Here is a 15,297-nt window from a genome sequence, read left to right as displayed (position 1 = left end):
GGAACATCCTCGGGCGCGCGAAAGACTGCTTTATCGGCTGAAGATGCCTTTCTCCAGCCGGTCCAGTGTGCGTAGTCCGCGCTCGGTGACATCGTGTTCGCCATGGGCCGGTCCGTAGGCCAGACAGCTCGCGGCGTCCAGCGCCGCCAGACACGGCAGGGCATGGCGTTCGGCATCGGTCAGCGGGCGGCCGTAGCCCTGGAAGAAGGCGCTGCGCAGATCGTCGCGGTCCTGCCAAGGTCCACAGGCCAGCCGTACGAAGTCCTGGACGGCCGGGGCGTACCGGGACCGCTCGAAGTCGATCATGGCCAGCCGCCCGGATCCGGACCTGGGCGCGGACCCGGTCCCGGCTCCGGGGCCGGGTCCGGACTGGGGCCCGGACCAGAGGGCGTTACGCTCCTGCGCGTCGCCGTGGATATGGCCCGGAGCGAGCAGGTCCGTCAGCCTCAGCAATTGGTCGGCCGCACGGCGTACGAGCGTGCGCCGGTCTTCAGAGAGTCGGTCGCCCACGCGTGCGAGGTGCTTCTCGGCAGCGGCGGCCGTGTGCTCGACCGCCGCCTCCGCTGCCCGGCGGCCCTGCGCGGGCATCTTCTCCGTACCGTGCAGCCGCCGCAGCAGTGTGCCGAACTGCCGGTGCGCGGCACGGTGTTCCGGGACGGTGAGGGTGAGCCGGGAGACCGGCGCGCCGGGTACGGCGGTCAGCAGCAGCGCCAGCCGATGGGCATCGGTGTCCACCAGGCGCGGGGCGCGGCCGAAGCCCAGCGCGGGTACGGCGGACTGATAACCGAAGGTCTCGCGCTCGTAGAACGTTGGAGTCGGTGACTGCTTGACGAAGAAGTGCCGGCCGCGTGTGTCGGTGAGGTCCCACACCCGGGAGTTCTCGCGGGGATGCGAGGCGTCCCGTACGGCGGAGAGGGGGCCGACGGCATGCTCCGCCCAGGTCCGCAGCGACGGCGGCAAAGGCTTGACAGGGCGCATAATTCCTCCGGACGCACGGACGGGCAAGGGCTGGCGCCCGGAGAACGGACCTGATCAAGGGCCTGTCACGGGTCACACCGAGGGAATCATAGAACACGCGTTCGATGACGCTCGGCGATACGGTCATCCGGCCGCGCACGTAAACGCCCGGCGCCCGGTCTCCTTCCGCTGGAGACCGGGCGCCGACTGTGGCGGGGCAGGCGTCGGGCAGTGCCTGGTCGGGCGGTGCCTAGCTCGGAGGCATCAGCACTGTGTCGATCACGTACACGGTGGCGTTCTTGGTCCGGACGTCGCCGCAGACGATGTTCGTCGTCCCGTTGACCTTGAACGACTGATCCGAGCCCGACGTGGTGAGCGTGCCGCCCTCCAGTGTTTTGAAGACACCGTTCGGGAGCTGGTCGGGCGCGATCTTCTTCTCCGTCACGTGGTAGTTCAGGACCTTTCTGAGCTGGGCCTCGTTGTTGCGGATCCCGTCGAGCTGTGTCTTGGAGAGCTTGGCGAAGGCGTCGTTGGTCGGGGCGAAGATGCTGATGTCCTTCGTGGTGTTGAGCTTGTCGGCCAGTCCGGCCTTCTTCACCAGGGCGACGAAGGTGGAGAGATGCGTGTTCTCGGCCAGCGCGGTGGCGGCCGGCTGGGTCGCCATCCTCGCGAAGCTGCCGCCGATGCCCTTTCGCAACAGCGACGAGCACCCGGGGCCGAACGGGACGGCCGCACCGGCGGACGTGGACGGGCTGGGCGAGGCCGAGGTGCTCGGTGAGGTGGACGGGCTCGGCGATGCGGACGTACTACTGGGCGACGCCGGCGTACTGGCCGATGTGGGTGTGCTCTGCGTCGGGGCGGCGAAGGCCTGAGGAGCCATGGCTCCCAGCGAGAGCGGGAGGGCGACCGCGGCGGCGGTGGACATGGCTGTGGTGCGGAGACGGGTGCGTTTCATGGTTCGATTCCTCTTCCTGTGGGAGGAGGGCCCCGGCTCGGGCCCGGAGGCGTCGATGCGGCGGCTGGATCGGCGGGCTCCGCGACGGCCGTGGGAGGCCATTCGATCTTGTGATCGATCAAGCCGCCCGTAAAGCGTAGTCATGCCTCAGGGCGCTCAGCATCTCGGGCGGGACGCGCTGTTTACTGCTATGGAACGCTCGGTCACCGGCGCTCAGCCGCAGGTCCGCCGCGTTCCGACCGCTGTCGACGGCCGTCGGGCCCGCCACTCGATCGGCTCCGGCGTGTCAGGAGCCCGCCAGTCGAGTGGCCGATAGCGTCAAACGTCCGTCGGCGCAGCCGCCTGTCGCCTACGTCCCGCCCGTCCCGCCCGTCCCGTCCATCCCTTCGCTCTCGTCCGCGTCCGCCCGTCCCTCTTCACGGGGTGCAGATGTCCGACCTCATCTATGTCGTGGTCACCCTCGCGGTCTTCGCGCTGATCGGTCTGGTCGGGAAGGGAGTGGGCCGGCTGTGAGCGTCGAGAACATCGTCGGACTGATCGTCGCCGTACTCCTGATCGTCTATCTCGTGTTCTGTCTGCTCTTTCCCGAGCGTTTCTAGCCTCTCCCACCTCCCACCAGAGGAAGGCCCAGGAAAGGTCCTCCATGAACGACACGCTCGCGGGATGGCTTCAGATTCTCGCCCTGGTGGTGGCGCTCGCCCTCTCCTTCCGGCCGCTCGGCGACTACCTGGCGTACGTCCTGACCTCGCCCCGGCACTGGCGGCTGGAGCGGCTGCTCTACCGCCTCGGCGGAGTCTCCGGTGACGCCGATCAGACCTGGACCGCTTTTCTTCGCAGTGTGCTCGCCTTCTCGCTTGTCTCCGTACTGTTCCTGTACGGATTTCTCCGCCTCCAGAATCACTTTCTGCTCGGTCTCGGTACTCCGGCCATGGACGCCGACCAGTCGTTCAACACGGCCGTCTCCTTTGTCACAAACACGAACTGGCAGTCGTACTCGGGTGAATCGGCGCTCGGTCATCTCGTCCAGATGGCGGGGCTCGCGGTGCAGAATTTCGTCTCCGCCGCCGTCGGTATCGCCGTGGTGGCCGCCCTCATCCGTGGATTCACCCGTCAGAAGACCGACCGTGTCGGCAATTTCTGGGTGGACCTCACCAGGATCGTGCTGCGCGTACTGCTGCCCATCTGTGTCGTTTTCGCGATCGTGCTGGTGGCGTCGGGAGTGGTGCAGAATTTCCATGGTTTCCATACGATCCCCACGCTCTCGGGCGCCACCCAGAGCCTTCCCGGTGGCCCGGTCGCCTCGCAGGAGGCCATCAAGGAACTCGGCACCAACGGCGGCGGCTTCTACAACGCCAACTCCTCGCATCCCTTCGAGAACCCGAACGGTTTCACCAACTGGCTGGAGATCTATCTGCTGCTGGTGATCGCCGTCTCGCTGCCGCGCACTTTTGGCACGATGGTCGGCGACCGCCGCCAGGGATACGCGATCGTCGGCGTCATGGCTCTGATCTGGGCCGCCTCCGTCGCCGTCGTCACGGCCAACGAGCTGCACAGCGTGAGCAGTACGGCGGGCCACACGGCCGGCGGAATGATGGAGGGCAAGGAACAGCGCTTCGGTATCTGGTCCTCGGCGCTCTTCGCGGTGTCCACGACATTGACGTCCTGCGGCGCCGTCAACTCCTTCCACGACTCGTACACACCGGGCGGTGGCGGGATGACGATCTTCAATATGATGCTCGGCGAAATCGCGCCGGGCGGTACAGGATCCGGGCTCTACGGAATCCTCGTGCTGGCGGTCGTGGCCGTCTTCGTGGCGGGACTGATGGTCGGCCGTACGCCCGAGTATCTGGGCAAGAAGCTGCGCGGCCGGCAGATGAAGTTCGCCTCGCTCTATATCCTCACCACTCCCGCCGTGGTGCTGGCGGGCGCGGGCATCGCCATGGCGCTGCCCGGTGAGCGGGCGGCGATGCTCAATCCGGGGCCGCACGGTTTCTCCGAAGTGCTCTACGCGTTCACCTCGGCCGCCAACAACAACGGCTCGGCCTTCGCGGGGCTCTCCGTGAACACCGTCTGGTACAACACCGCCCTCGGTCTGGCGATGCTCATCGGCCGCTTCCTGCCCATCGTGTTCATCCTGGCCCTCGCCGGATCCCTGGCGGCGGAGCAGCCGGTTCCCGTCAACGCGGGGACGCTTCCCACGCATCGACTGCTCTTCGTCGGTCTGCTCACCGGCGTGATCCTCATTGTCGTCGGCCTCACCTACTTCCCGGCACTCGCGCTGGGGCCGCTCGCGGAAGGGCTGCGCTGATGCCCAGGAATTCCAGACGCCCCAGAAGTCTTGGAAGCTCCAGAAGTCCTGGAAGCCCCAGGAGTCTCAGCAGTCTCAGGGATCCGGATCCGCTCGCGCCGAACAGCCGCCGTATCTCCGGTGGATTGCTCGAACCACGGCAGTTGGTCACCTCGTTCCCCGGCGCGCTGCGCAAGCTCGATCCCCGGACCATGTTCCACAACCCGGTGATGTTCGTCGTGGAGGTGGGCGCGGTACTGACCACCCTCTCGGCGATCAAGAATCCCAGCGTCTTCGCCTGGGTGATCACCGTCTGGCTCTGGTTGACGACGGTCTTCGCCAATCTCTCCGAGGCCGTCGCCGAAGGCCGTGGCAAGGCACAGGCCGAGACACTGCGCCGGACGAAGACGGACACCATGGCGCGTCGGCTGCCGAGCAGTTGGCGGCCGGGCACACAAGAACCGGCCGAGGAGCAGGTGTCGGCCACACAGCTACGGCTCGGTGACCATGTGGTGGTGGAGGCCGGGCAGATCATCCCGGGCGACGGCGATGTGGTCGAGGGCGTCGCGAGTGTGGACGAGTCGGCGATCACGGGTGAATCGGCGCCGGTCATCCGGGAGTCGGGCGGCGACCGCTCGGCCGTGACCGGCGGAACGAAGGTGCTGTCCGACCGTATCGTCGTACGGATCACCTCCAAGCCCGGCGAGACCTTTATCGACCGGATGATCGCACTGGTCGAAGGCGCGGCCCGGCAGAAGACGCCCAACGAGATCGCACTGAACATCCTGCTCGCCTCGCTGACGATCGTCTTCCTGATCGCCGTGGTGACACTTCAACCGTTCGCGCTGTTCGCGCACGCCGAACAGTCGATCGTCATCCTGGTCGCACTCGTGGTCGCGCTGATCCCGACCACCATCGGGGCGCTGCTCTCGGCGATCGGGATCGCGGGCATGGACCGGCTGGTGCAGCGCAATGTGCTGGCCATGTCGGGCCGTGCGGTCGAGGCGGCCGGTGACGTCAACACTCTGCTGCTCGACAAGACCGGCACGATCACCTTGGGCAACCGCCAGGCCGCCGAGTTTCTGCCGGTGGAGGGCGTCGGCGTCGAGGAGTTGGCGGACGCCGCCCAGCTCTCGTCAATGGTGGACGAAACACCTGAGGGCCGGTCCATCGTCGTGCTCGCCAAGGAACGGTACGCACTGCGCGGCCGGGAGGAAGGAGAGCTGGCGGGCGCCGAGTTCGTACCGTTCACCGCGCAGAGCCGGATGAGCGGCGTCGATCTGCTCCTCCCGGACGGCAGCGGCAGCCGCTCGCTGAGGAAGGGCGCCGCGGCGGCGGTGATGCGCTGGGTACGGGAGAACGGAGGCCTCGCCGTTTCCAGTGGAGCCATTGGTACGGCCGGCTCCGGCAGGGCAGCTGGTACGGCCACTTCGGGCGGCGCGGCTTCGGGCGGTGCGGCCGGTGCGGCCATGAGCGCGGCCGGCGGGATCGTGGACGCCATCTCGGCGAGCGGTGGTACTCCGCTGGTCGTCGCCGAGTCGACGGTGAGTGATGGCAGCGGTGGCAGCGGTGGCGTCCGCAGCGCGCGGGTGCTGGGCGTCATCCATCTCAAGGACGTGGTCAAGGAAGGGATGCGGGAGCGCTTCGACGAGCTGCGCCGGATGGGCATCCGTACGGTCATGATCACCGGCGACAATCCGCTGACCGCGCGGGCGATCGCGGAGGAGGCGGGCGTGGACGACTTCCTGGCCGAGGCCACTCCCGAGGACAAGATGGCGCTCATCAGGAGCGAGCAGAGCGGCGGCAAGCTGGTCGCGATGACGGGAGACGGTACGAACGACGCGCCCGCGCTGGCCCAGGCGGATGTGGGCGTGGCCATGAACACCGGCACCTCGGCCGCCAAGGAGGCCGGGAACATGGTGGACCTGGACTCCAACCCGACCAAGCTGATCGAGATTGTCGCGATCGGCAAGCAAATGCTCATCACGCGCGGTGCGCTGACGACCTTCTCGATCGCCAACGATGTCGCGAAGTACTTCGCGATCATCCCCGCGATGTTCGCGGTCGTGTATCCGGGCCTCGACAACCTCAATCTGATGCGGCTGCACAGCCCGGAGTCCGCGATCTCCTCCGCGATCATCTTCAACGCGCTGATCATCGTGGCGCTGATCCCGCTGGCCCTGCGCGGCGTCCGTTACCGCCCGTCGTCGGCGTCCGCGCTTCTGAGACGCAATATCTGGCTGTACGGGCTGGGCGGGCTGATTCTGCCGTTCGTCGGGATCAAGGTGATCGATCTGATCATCCAGTTCATTCCCGGCCTTGGCTGATTGAGCCCTGGGCGATCGATGAGAAGCAACCGGTGAACACAACCGGTGAAGACAACGAGTGAACGCAACCAGCGAGCGCAACCAGTGCAGAACCGAGCGGAAGGCGACCGACCGCCATGCCCTTGTCTCTCCGTACGCTTCTGCGGCACCATCTGTCGGCGCTGCGGATGCTGCTCGTCCTGACCGTGATCACCGGGATCTGCTATCCGCTGCTGATCACGGGCATCGCTCAGGCGGCTTTTCCTTCCCAGGCCAACGGCTCGCTGCTCGGCGGGAACGGCGGAGCGACGGGATCGCGTCTGATCGGTCAGAGCTTCGATCTGCCGAAGCGTGCCGGGCGGCCGGGCGGGCCGGATCCCAAGTGGTTCCAGCCCCGCCCGTCGGCGGCGGGCGCCTCGGGATACGACCCGACCAGCTCGGGCGCGTCCAATCTGGGGCCCAACAATCCGGTTCTGATCCGGATGATCAAGCAGCGCAGGGCCGCGGTGGCCGCGTTCGACGGCGTACGGCCGAGCACCGTGCCCGTCGACGCGCTCACCGCCTCGGGCTCGGGACTCGATCCCCATATCTCACGGGCGTATGCGAACCAGCAGGTCAGCCGGGTGGCCAGAGTCCGCGGACTGAGTCCGGCGACGGTACGGAAGCTGGTCGCCGATCATGTCGAGGGCCGCGGTGGCGGCTTTCTCGGGCACGGGGATGTTGTGAATGTGGTGGAGCTGAATCAGGATCTCGCGGGAGTGGTGTGACCGGACGGACTCCGGTCGTCACCTCTCGGTCGTCACCTCTCGTCCGTCGCCTGCCGGTCGCCGCCTGTCGGACAGTCTTTGAATCTCCTCCGCATTCAGCTGGGTGAAGCGGATGTGGTTGCCGAAGGGATCGCGGAGGCCGCAGTCGATTCCGTACGGGCGATCGGTGGGTTCCTCGGTGAACTCGACGCCCCGGCCCAGCAGCGTCTCGTATGTCTTACGGCAGTCGTCCGTGCTGAAGATGAGATGGCCGCCCGTCACACCCTTGGTCACCAGCTCGCGGACCTGCTGCGCCGTCTCCTCGGACATCGCCGGAGCGCCGGGCCTCTCCAGCAGGATCTGGCGCTCCGGGTGGCCGGGGACACTGACGGTCAGCCAGCGCATGAAGCCCAGGTCGACATCGGCGTTGACCTCCAGGCCGAGCTTGCCGACGTAGAAGTCGAGGGCCTCGTTCTGGTCGAGGACGTATATCTGTGAGTGCGTGATTGCGTTGAACATGTGCGTCACGCTACCGGGCAAGTCGGACGAAAACTTATCCAAAACTGCTCAGTCGACGGACGGTACGGGCCGTGCGAACGGCGGCGTATCAGGCTCAGGCGCTCGGTCGCGTCCACGCCATCGTGAAGCACGTCGGTACGCCCGCTGGCGCCGCTTCCTTACGGTATGTCCTCGGTGACCGGCCGACGATGTCGCGGAACGTGCGGCTGAAGGTTCCCGGGCTGCCGAAGCCGACCTGGAAGCAGATGTCCGTCACACTGTGATCGGTCTCCCGCAGCAGGAACATCGCACGCTCGACACGACGCCGCTGAAGGTAGCGGTGCGGCGTCTCGCCGAACGTGGCCCGGAAGGTGCGCGTGAAGTGCGCCGGGGACACATGGGCGATCCGGGCCAGGGCCGGGACGTCCAGCGGCTGCGCGTAGGCACGGTCCATCGCGTCCCGTGCCCGAAGCATGCGGCGGTTGGACTCTTCCGTAGCGCGGCTCACGTTGCCATCACACCACGGTTTCCCCTGACAGGGCCTGGTGCACGGGGTTCCCCTGGCGCACGGAGCCCTTTAATGCACGGAGCGGATCGTGCCGCCGTCGACGCGGATCGTGGCGCCGCTGATGTAGTCCGCCAGCGGGCCGGTCAGATAGGCCACGGCGCCCGCGATCTCCTCGGGCCTTCCCAGCCGGCCGATGTCGTTCGGTACCAGTTCCCGCGCCGCTGCCCGCTCGATCTCCTCCCAGGTCTCGCCCCAGCCGTGGTCGGGCGCGATGTCGGTGAGCAGCTTCCGTACCGAGTCCACCAGGATGGCGCCGGGCGCGACGACATTCGAGGTCACTCCGGTGTCCTTGAGTTCACGCGCGAGCGAGACGGCGAGATTGTGCCGGGCCGCCAGTGTCGCGTTGTAGTGCGGCTGCATCGGCAAGGGCTGGATGGCGAGACCGCCGCCGATCTGGATCACCCGTCCCCAGCGCCGCTCCCGCATGGCCGGTACGAGGCGATGGATCATTCGTACGCCCGCGATCACATTGACGTCGTACGACCTGGCCCACTCGGCCGGCGTGGATTGCGGCCAGGAGAGATGGTCGTACGCTCCCGCGTTGTTGACCAGGATGTCGACGGGACCGTCGGCCAGCGCCGCGTCGGCCACGGCGTCGGCGCCCTCGTCCGTGGCGAGGTCGCCGATCGCGATATCGGCCCGGCCTCCCTCCGCGCGAACGGCCTCGGCCACCGCCTTCGCCCGGCCGGGATCGCGGCCGTGGATCACGACCGCCGCTCCTTCCGCGGCGAGCATCCGGGCGATGGCTTCACCGAGGCCGGAGGTCGATCCGGTCACCAGGGCTCGCTTGTCCGTCAGTTGAAGGTCCATGGCCTGCTCCGTTCTCTGTGCTATGTCTACGACCGTAGACTTATCGTGGAGTCATGTCTACAGTGGTAGACATGGCAGCCGTGGAACACAACACCGACGACAGCGGTACGGGCAGTGGGCCGACGGCGGCCGGGCGGCGGCGTGACGCGGCTGCGACACGCGACGCGATCCTGCATTCGGCCGTGGTGGCCTTCACGAGGGCCGGTTACGACGGTGTGGGTGTACGGGAGATCGCGCAGGGCGCGGGAGTGACCGCCATGCTGGTCAACCGCTACTTCGGCTCGAAGGAACAGCTCTTCGCCGAGGCGGTGGATGTCTCCTTCGCGCCGAGGACCGTGGTCACCGCAGGCACCCCAGGCACCGTGGATCCCGGAGACACCGCAGGCCCCGGAACGCTCAGCCGCGACATTGCCCGCTCTCTGACCGCCAGGACGGCGCCGGAGTCGGATCATCTCGATCCGTTCCTGCTGATGCTGCGCTCGGCGTCCAATCCGCGCGCCGCGGAGATCATGCGGGCCGCCACGGAACGGCATGTCGGCCAGGACCTGCGTGATCTGCTGCCCGGCGCGGACGCGGCGGAGCGCGCGGAGCGGGCCGAGCTGGTCCTCTCGCTGATCACGGGTGTCTGGATGATGCGCAGAGTCATCGGTACCACGGCGCTCGCCGACGCGGATCCTGGTCCGCTGGCTCGGCGGATCGAAGCGATGCTGCGGGTGGTTGTCGAGGACGTTGACGATGTCAAGGACGTGGGCGGGGCTGACGTCTGACGGATGGACGGACGAACCTACTGGTCGTGCGGCTCCTGCTCCTGCTTCGAGTCCTGCTTCGACCGCTGCTTCGGCTCCCGCGCTGCTCCGTTGCGCTTCAAGGCCAGTACGAGCCCGCTCGCCCAGCCGATCGGCTGAAGGGCCCAGAAACTCACCACCCGGTACAGCAGCGTCACCGCGATCGCCTGATCCGCGCGCATCCCGTAAAGGACGAGCAGTGCCGTAAGGCTCGTCTCGACCACGCCCAGACCGCCCGGTGTGAGGCGCAGGCTGCCCGCGAACTGCGTCAGTCCGTACGCCACAAGGATTCCGGGCCATGGCACATGGATACCGAGACTCCACGTGGCGGCGATCAGGCAGGCCAGATCGAAGCCCCAGTTGAGCAGCGCCAGAGAGAACGGCCATACCCATGGGCGTACGCCCGGCCGCGTACTTCGGATCTGTCTGCCCAGCCGCGTCAGTGACTCCTCGATCTCGAAGAGCCGCCGGGACCGCAGACCGATGCGTCGCCAGATACGCCACGCGCGCCGCCGTACCCGGGGAAACCGCGACAGGCCGGCCGCCGCGCCCACCACCACGATCACAAAGACCAGCAGCCCGATGACCAGCGGCAGCGCTCCGGCCACAGGCCCGGCCGAACCACTCGCCAGCACACCGGCCAGCAGCAGTACGAGCAGACTCAGCGCGGACAGCAGCCCCGAGACCGCCAGTACGGTCCCCGCGAGCACCTGCCCCACTCCCCAGCGGCGCAGCCGCCGGAACACCCACGCCACAGCGAACGCTGCTCCGCCGGGCAGCGCGCCGGCGATGGCATTGGCCGTCAGCACGATGGCGGAGACACCCCACAGCCGCAGCCGCGCACCGCCCGCCCGCAACAACCACTGCTGAAGCATCGCCACACAGAGCAGGGACGCCGCTTCGAACGCGGCGGCCAGGACGAGCCGTGACGGGTGCACATGGGCGATGAGATCTACAGCGGTGACGAGCTCGTGGCGGCGCGTGATGGCGACGACGACGGCAGCCGCGACGAGGACGGCGGCCACCACCCACCAGATGGGCCGCACCCCCGGCGGAGCCGCGCCCTCCGGCCCCCCGTTCTCCCCCTGCTGCTCCTGCTGCTCCTGCCCCCGCCGGCGGGCTTCCACAGAGCCACGATACGACGCGCGGCCTGCGTTGATCCGCCGCGCCACCAGGGGCTCCTCCGGCGCGGCTGCCACATCTCCGGGTCCGCTTGGTGTCAGTCGTGGTCGCCGAGGCCCGCGTCGCGGGCCAGTAGAGCGGCCTGGACGCGGTTGCCGGTGCCCAGGGCGGTGAGGATGCGGCTGACGTGGGCCTTTACGGTGCTTTCGCGCATTCCGAGTGCTGTCGCGATTTCGGCGTTGGAGTCGCCGAGGGCCAGCCGGGCCAGTACGTCGGCTTCGCGAGGTGTGAGCCGGGAGACTTTTTTGCGTGCCTCCAGTGCGGCCGGGCGCGCGGCGTGGTGGTAGCGGTCGATCAGCCGGCGGGCGGCGGCCGGGTGCAGCATGCCCTGGCCGGCCGCCACCACATGGACGGCCCGGATGATCTCGCGCGGATCCGTGTCCTTGAGCAGGAAGCCGTCCGCGCCGGCGGTGAGCGCGTCGTACACGTACTCGTCCAGGTCGAAGGTGGTGAGAGTGATCACCCGAGGCGGAACCGGAAGCGCGCGGAGATGACGGGTCGCGGTGATGCCGTCCATGCGTGGCATCCGTACGTCGACGAGGGCGACGTCGACCTTGTGCAGGCCCGCCTGTTCGATGGCGGCCAGTCCGTCCGCCGCCTCGGCGACGACGGTGAGTTCCGGATCGGTGGCCAGCAGATCGACCAGGCCGAGCCGCACCAGGGCGTCGTCGTCGGCCACGAGGACATTGATCATGACTTGGCCACCAGGGCATTGGTCATGTGAGGGAGGCCCGGGAGAGATCGGCCGAGGACACCGGCAGCCGCGCGGAGAGCCGCCAGCCGCCGCCGGTGGCACCGGAGTACAGATGACCGCCCAGGGCCGAGACCCGTTCGGCCAGACCGATCAGGCCGTAACCACCGGCCGAACCGGAGGTGGTGTTGACGGTGTTCGCGGTGTTCATGGCGTCCTCCGCCTTCACGGCCGGTCCGTTGACCACTTCGACCGTTGTCGCCGGCCAGCCGTAGTGCACACGTACTCCGACCGGTGTCGCGTGCGCGTGCTTACGGGCGTTGGTCAGGGCTTCCCGTACGAGCCGGTGCACCGCCAGCCGATGACTGGTGGACGCGCTCGCGGCGTCGCCGGAGATCTCCGACTCGATTCGCTGACCTGCGGCGCGTGCCTCGGCGAGCAGTTCGGCGAGATCCTGGAGGGCGGGAGCGGGGACGGCCGCCGTACGTCCTATGGGCTTAGGTGTTCCCCTGGTTGTGCCTTGAAGCGCGTCCCCGGCTGCTCCCTCGGCCGCGATCTCGCCCGTGGCCGCATCCGTGACCTCGGGCGTCCGCTCAGTGGTCTTCCCGGGCACTCCAGGCTCCCCGGGCTCGTCCGAGCGCAGCGCGCCCAGTACCTCGCGCAGATCGTCCAGCGCCTGCCCGGCCGTTCCCCGTAGCAGAGCTATCCGTGCCACGGTGGCCGGCGGAAGCGTCTCCGCCTGTACCTGGAGTACTCCGGTGTGCAGCATCAACAGGCTCAGCCGGTGCGCGAGTACGTCGTGCATCTCACGCGCGATCCGTGCCCGCTCGGCCGATCGCGCCTGTTCCGCGCGGAGTTCGCGCTCCACCCGCAACTGTTCGACCTGGTCCTTCAGCGCCTCCATCAGTCGGCGCCGGCTGCCCGCCCACATGCCGAGGGCCAGTGCCAGGCCCGCCAGTACGGGATTGCCGAAGCCGGTCCAGGTGCCGATGCGCCCTTCGAGGAGCGACTGCTCCCGTACCAGCGCGATGGCGAGCCACGGCAGCCCGGCGGCGACGGCGATTCCCAGGCACACCCACACCTCGCGCAACCGGTTGCGCGAGGCGGAGTGGTACAGCGTCACCAGGAGCGGCAGCATGCAGCCCAGGGCGACCGCGAGCAGCGCGAGGGCCGCCACGGTACGTGGAAACCGGTAGCGGCCGAGGGCATAGAACGAGGCGACCACGCCCACCCAGGGCGCGGGATCGGCCAGCGTGCCACCGGCCGACCGGAAGCCTTCCAGCAGGGACATCAGGGCGAGCGCCACCGCGGAAGGTGCCTCCACCCACATCGGAATACCGCGTCCGGGCTCGGATCTCACCTTGTCATCCTAAGGACGCGCGAAAGTGCCGTACCCCGACGGATGGGTACCGTCACCCCCGACTTTCGTCGTACACCGCCGTCGCACAACAGCCGATTTCCCGCCGCCCGGCGCTCCCTAGCGTCATCGGTATGGCTCTTCCTCCGCCCCGCACACCCCGCACGCCCCGCGCCGCCAGGCACCACCACACCCCGGAGTCCCGGACCCAGGAGTCCCCCATCCCAGGGCCCCGTACTGCGGTGGCTCCGGCGCGCCGGGCGCGTACGCCCGCTTTTGTACGGAGCCCGGCCCGGCGGTTCGCCGACCGGCGGCTGTTCTTCGCCGAGACGTTCCGGACCTTCCGTACGACCGGGGCCGTGACGCCGAGCGGCCGGCGCCTCGCCGAGGCACTCGCCGCGCCGCTGGCGCGCCCTGCCGGGCGGCCACGCGCCGTACTCGAAGTCGGGGCCGGGACCGGTGCGGTCTCGCGGGTGCTGGCCGATCTGCTGGGCCCCGACGACACGCTCGATCTGGTCGAGTCCAACCCTCGCTTCGCGCGGGTGCTGGAGGCGGATCTGCGGACGGATCCACGGCTGGCGGTCCACCGGGAGCGCATCGGTCTGATCGCCAGGCCGGTGGCGGAGATCGATCCCGAGGTGCGGTACGACGTGATCGTCTCCGGGCTGCCGTTCGCCAATTTCCACCCGGAGGAGGTCTCCGACCTGTTGACGCAGTACCTCTCGGCGCTCAGGCCCGGCGGGCATCTGACGTACTTCGGCTATCGCGGTACCGCTCGGCTGCGCGCGCTGGCGGGATCCTCGCGCAGCCTGGCGCGGCATGGCGGAGTGGCGCATGTACTCGACTCGTTCCAGCGGGCCCACGCCACCGGTTACCGGACTGTATGGGCCAATGTGCCGCCCGCGCGCGTCTGGAACCTGTCCGTTCCGTCAGGTCCGTTGGATCCGTCCGGTCCGTTGGATTCGGCGAGAGGGTGATATTGCCTACCGGAGACCTCTCCGGTAGCGTTCCGCGGTGTTCGGAGAGGTCTCCGTTTCAGGAGACCACAGACGACGGAACGCGGAACACCGCACCAGGAGAGCACACATGCACTACATCAAACTCGGCTCCACCGGACTCGACGTCTCGCCCATCGCCCTCGGGTGCATGACCTATGGCGAGCCCGACCGCGGCCATCCCGTCTGGTCGCTGACCGAGGAGCGGAGCCGTCCGCTCATCAAGCAGGCGATCGAGGCGGGCATCAACTTCTTCGACACCGCGAACATGTACTCGCAGGGTTCCAGCGAGGAGATCGTCGGCCGCGCGCTGAAGGACTTCGCCGACCGCGACGAGATCGTCATCGCCACCAAGGTCCGGCACCCGATGCGGCCGGGCCCCAACGGCGCCGGTCTGTCGCGCAAGGCGATCTTCGCGGAGATCGACCACAGTCTGCGCCGGCTCGGCACCGACTATGTCGACCTGTACCAGATACACCGTCTGGACAACGCGACTCCGATCGAGGAGACGCTGGAAGCCCTGCACGATGTGGTGAAGGCCGGCAAGGCCCGTTATATCGGGGCCTCCTCGATGCACGCGTGGGAGTTCAGCAAGCTGCTGCACCTCCAGCGGCAGCACGGCTGGGCGCGGTTCGTCTCGATGCAGGACCACTACAACCTCCTCGCCCGTGAGGAGGAGCGGGAGATGCTGCCGCTCTGCGCCGACGAGGGCGTCGGCACGATCGTATGGAGCCCGCTGGCCCGTGGGCGCCTCGCCCGTGCGAACGACGCCGCGACGGGCCGGTCGGCGAGCGATCCCTTCGCCGACATGCTGTACACCGAGGAGTCGAGCGACCGCGCCATCATCGACGCGGTCGCGGCGGTCGCCAAGAACCGCGGTGTCAGCCGGGCGCAGATCGCGCTGGCGTGGTTGCGCCACAACCCTGTCGTCGTCGCGCCGCTCGTGGGCGCGAGCAAGCCGTCCCATCTGGACGACGCCGTGGCCTCGCTGGAGATCGAGCTGACCGAGGACGAGGTGGCCGAACTGGAGGCCCCGTACACGCCGCGCGCCGATTTCCAGGGCGTCTCCGACGATGCGGAGCTGGCGCGTATATCGGCCAGGATCGGCATCAGGCCGGCGGCGGCCTGACCGGCTCCGGTACGAGGGCGCCGTTACGAGA

Annotated in this window: 15 protein-coding genes and 1 pseudogene; 8 read left to right on the top strand and 8 right to left on the bottom strand. The window is 68.3% G+C overall.

Translation table 11 applies throughout. The features are described 5' to 3' along the window. Positions 1 to 30 precede the first annotated feature (30 nt). Both ACFV6H_RS32260 and ACFV6H_RS32255 read right to left on the bottom strand, forming a co-directional pair. Positions 31 to 978 (bottom strand): phosphotransferase enzyme family protein, encoded by a 948-nt coding sequence (locus ACFV6H_RS32260; RefSeq protein ID WP_385549435.1) that lies wholly within the window; start codon positions 976 to 978, stop codon positions 31 to 33. A 229-nt stretch (positions 979 to 1,207) separates the two neighbouring features. Then, on the bottom strand, positions 1,208 to 1,621 hold the full coding sequence (locus ACFV6H_RS32255) for a fasciclin domain-containing protein (RefSeq protein WP_385549432.1): 414 nt from the start codon (positions 1,619 to 1,621) through the stop codon (positions 1,208 to 1,210). 19 nt (positions 1,622 to 1,640) lie between these two features. Here ACFV6H_RS32255 and ACFV6H_RS32250 point away from each other — a divergent pair, with 19 nt between their 5' ends. The 5 genes from ACFV6H_RS32250 (at position 1,641) to kdpC (ending at position 7,272) form a co-directional block, all read left to right on the top strand. Continuing rightward, a complete protein-coding gene (locus ACFV6H_RS32250) occupies positions 1,641 to 1,829 on the top strand; it encodes a hypothetical protein (protein WP_385549429.1) in 189 nt (62 codons plus the stop codon). 592 nt (positions 1,830 to 2,421) lie between these two features. Continuing rightward, on the top strand, positions 2,422 to 2,511 hold the full coding sequence (gene kdpF / locus ACFV6H_RS32245) for a K(+)-transporting ATPase subunit F (RefSeq protein WP_107469283.1): 90 nt from the start codon (positions 2,422 to 2,424) through the stop codon (positions 2,509 to 2,511). A gap of 44 nt (positions 2,512 to 2,555) precedes the next feature. Then, positions 2,556 to 4,220: a potassium-transporting ATPase subunit KdpA gene (kdpA, locus tag ACFV6H_RS32240; protein ID WP_385549426.1), complete on the top strand. Its 1,665-nt coding sequence runs from the start codon at positions 2,556 to 2,558 to the stop codon at positions 4,218 to 4,220. Continuing rightward, positions 4,220 to 6,526 carry a potassium-transporting ATPase subunit KdpB gene (gene kdpB, locus ACFV6H_RS32235; protein WP_385549423.1) on the top strand — a complete coding sequence of 769 codons (2,307 nt, stop codon included), beginning with the start codon at positions 4,220 to 4,222 and terminating at the stop codon, positions 6,524 to 6,526. Before kdpA ends, kdpB begins: the two co-directional genes overlap by 1 nt. A 116-nt stretch (positions 6,527 to 6,642) precedes the next feature. Beyond that, on the top strand, positions 6,643 to 7,272 hold the full coding sequence (kdpC, locus tag ACFV6H_RS32230) for a potassium-transporting ATPase subunit KdpC (RefSeq protein ID WP_385549420.1): 630 nt from the start codon (positions 6,643 to 6,645) through the stop codon (positions 7,270 to 7,272). A 90-nt stretch (positions 7,273 to 7,362) separates the two neighbouring features. On the opposite strand, the pseudogene ACFV6H_RS32225 reads toward kdpC, so the two are convergent. The 3 genes and pseudogenes from ACFV6H_RS32225 to ACFV6H_RS32215 form a co-directional block, all read right to left on the bottom strand. Continuing rightward, positions 7,363 to 7,770 (bottom strand): annotated as a pseudogene (locus ACFV6H_RS32225) (VOC family protein); the annotation flags it as partial. A 94-nt stretch (positions 7,771 to 7,864) separates the two neighbouring features. Then, complete coding sequence (locus ACFV6H_RS32220; RefSeq protein ID WP_384986330.1) at positions 7,865 to 8,257, bottom strand: helix-turn-helix domain-containing protein; 393 nt, start codon at positions 8,255 to 8,257, stop codon at positions 7,865 to 7,867. A 69-nt stretch (positions 8,258 to 8,326) separates the two neighbouring features. Beyond that, on the bottom strand, positions 8,327 to 9,127 hold the full coding sequence (locus tag ACFV6H_RS32215) for an SDR family NAD(P)-dependent oxidoreductase (protein WP_385549416.1): 801 nt from the start codon (positions 9,125 to 9,127) through the stop codon (positions 8,327 to 8,329). 71 nt (positions 9,128 to 9,198) lie between these two features. Here ACFV6H_RS32215 and ACFV6H_RS32210 point away from each other — a divergent pair, with 71 nt between their 5' ends. Beyond that, positions 9,199 to 9,894, top strand: a complete 696-nt coding sequence (locus ACFV6H_RS32210) for a TetR family transcriptional regulator (protein ID WP_385549413.1) — start codon at positions 9,199 to 9,201, stop codon at positions 9,892 to 9,894. Positions 9,895 to 9,911: 17 nt separating this feature from the next. On the opposite strand, the gene ACFV6H_RS32205 is transcribed toward ACFV6H_RS32210, so the two are convergent. From ACFV6H_RS32205 to ACFV6H_RS32195, 3 genes are all read right to left on the bottom strand, one after another. Beyond that, positions 9,912 to 11,039 carry a YbhN family protein gene (locus tag ACFV6H_RS32205; protein ID WP_385549410.1) on the bottom strand — a complete coding sequence of 376 codons (1,128 nt, stop codon included), beginning with the start codon at positions 11,037 to 11,039 and terminating at the stop codon, positions 9,912 to 9,914. A gap of 92 nt (positions 11,040 to 11,131) precedes the next feature. After that, positions 11,132 to 11,788, bottom strand: a complete 657-nt coding sequence (locus tag ACFV6H_RS32200; protein ID WP_385549407.1) for a response regulator — start codon at positions 11,786 to 11,788, stop codon at positions 11,132 to 11,134. 22 nt (positions 11,789 to 11,810) lie between these two features. Next, a complete protein-coding gene (locus ACFV6H_RS32195) occupies positions 11,811 to 13,145 on the bottom strand; it encodes a sensor histidine kinase (protein ID WP_385549404.1) in 1,335 nt (444 codons plus the stop codon). 239 nt (positions 13,146 to 13,384) lie between these two features. Between ACFV6H_RS32195 and ACFV6H_RS32190 the strand changes: the two genes are divergently transcribed. Then, positions 13,385 to 14,119: a class I SAM-dependent methyltransferase gene (locus ACFV6H_RS32190; protein WP_385549401.1), complete on the top strand. Its 735-nt coding sequence runs from the start codon at positions 13,385 to 13,387 to the stop codon at positions 14,117 to 14,119. A 109-nt stretch (positions 14,120 to 14,228) separates the two neighbouring features. Continuing rightward, complete coding sequence (locus tag ACFV6H_RS32185) at positions 14,229 to 15,266, top strand: aldo/keto reductase (RefSeq protein ID WP_385549398.1); 1,038 nt, start codon at positions 14,229 to 14,231, stop codon at positions 15,264 to 15,266. The last annotated feature ends 31 nt before the right edge of the window (positions 15,267 to 15,297 follow it).

This window comes from Streptomyces sp. NPDC059743, from assembly GCF_042732975.1.
Classification (GTDB): Bacteria; Actinomycetota; Actinomycetes; order Streptomycetales; family Streptomycetaceae; genus Streptomyces.
Note: the sequence above shows the minus strand (reverse complement) of the source record. Positions and strands in the feature narration are given on the sequence as shown.

What these genes read in the sequence shown, in the direction of transcription:
- ACFV6H_RS32260 (WP_385549435.1), bottom strand. Translation starts at nt 978, where the DNA reads ATGCGCCCTGTCAAGCCTTTGCCGCCGTCGCTGCGGACCTGGGCGGAG.
- ACFV6H_RS32255 (WP_385549432.1), bottom strand. Translation starts at nt 1,621, where the DNA reads ATGGCGACCCAGCCGGCCGCCACCGCGCTGGCCGAGAACACGCATCTC.
- ACFV6H_RS32250 (WP_385549429.1), top strand. Translation starts at nt 1,641, where the DNA reads ATGCCCTTTCGCAACAGCGACGAGCACCCGGGGCCGAACGGGACGGCC.
- kdpA (WP_385549426.1), top strand. Translation starts at nt 2,556, where the DNA reads ATGAACGACACGCTCGCGGGATGGCTTCAGATTCTCGCCCTGGTGGTG.
- kdpB (WP_385549423.1), top strand. Translation starts at nt 4,220, where the DNA reads ATGCCCAGGAATTCCAGACGCCCCAGAAGTCTTGGAAGCTCCAGAAGT.
- kdpC (WP_385549420.1), top strand. Translation starts at nt 6,643, where the DNA reads ATGCCCTTGTCTCTCCGTACGCTTCTGCGGCACCATCTGTCGGCGCTG.
- ACFV6H_RS32215 (WP_385549416.1), bottom strand. Translation starts at nt 9,127, where the DNA reads ATGGACCTTCAACTGACGGACAAGCGAGCCCTGGTGACCGGATCGACC.
- ACFV6H_RS32210 (WP_385549413.1), top strand. Translation starts at nt 9,199, where the DNA reads ATGGCAGCCGTGGAACACAACACCGACGACAGCGGTACGGGCAGTGGG.
- ACFV6H_RS32200 (WP_385549407.1), bottom strand. Translation starts at nt 11,788, where the DNA reads ATGATCAATGTCCTCGTGGCCGACGACGACGCCCTGGTGCGGCTCGGC.
- ACFV6H_RS32185 (WP_385549398.1), top strand. Translation starts at nt 14,229, where the DNA reads ATGCACTACATCAAACTCGGCTCCACCGGACTCGACGTCTCGCCCATC.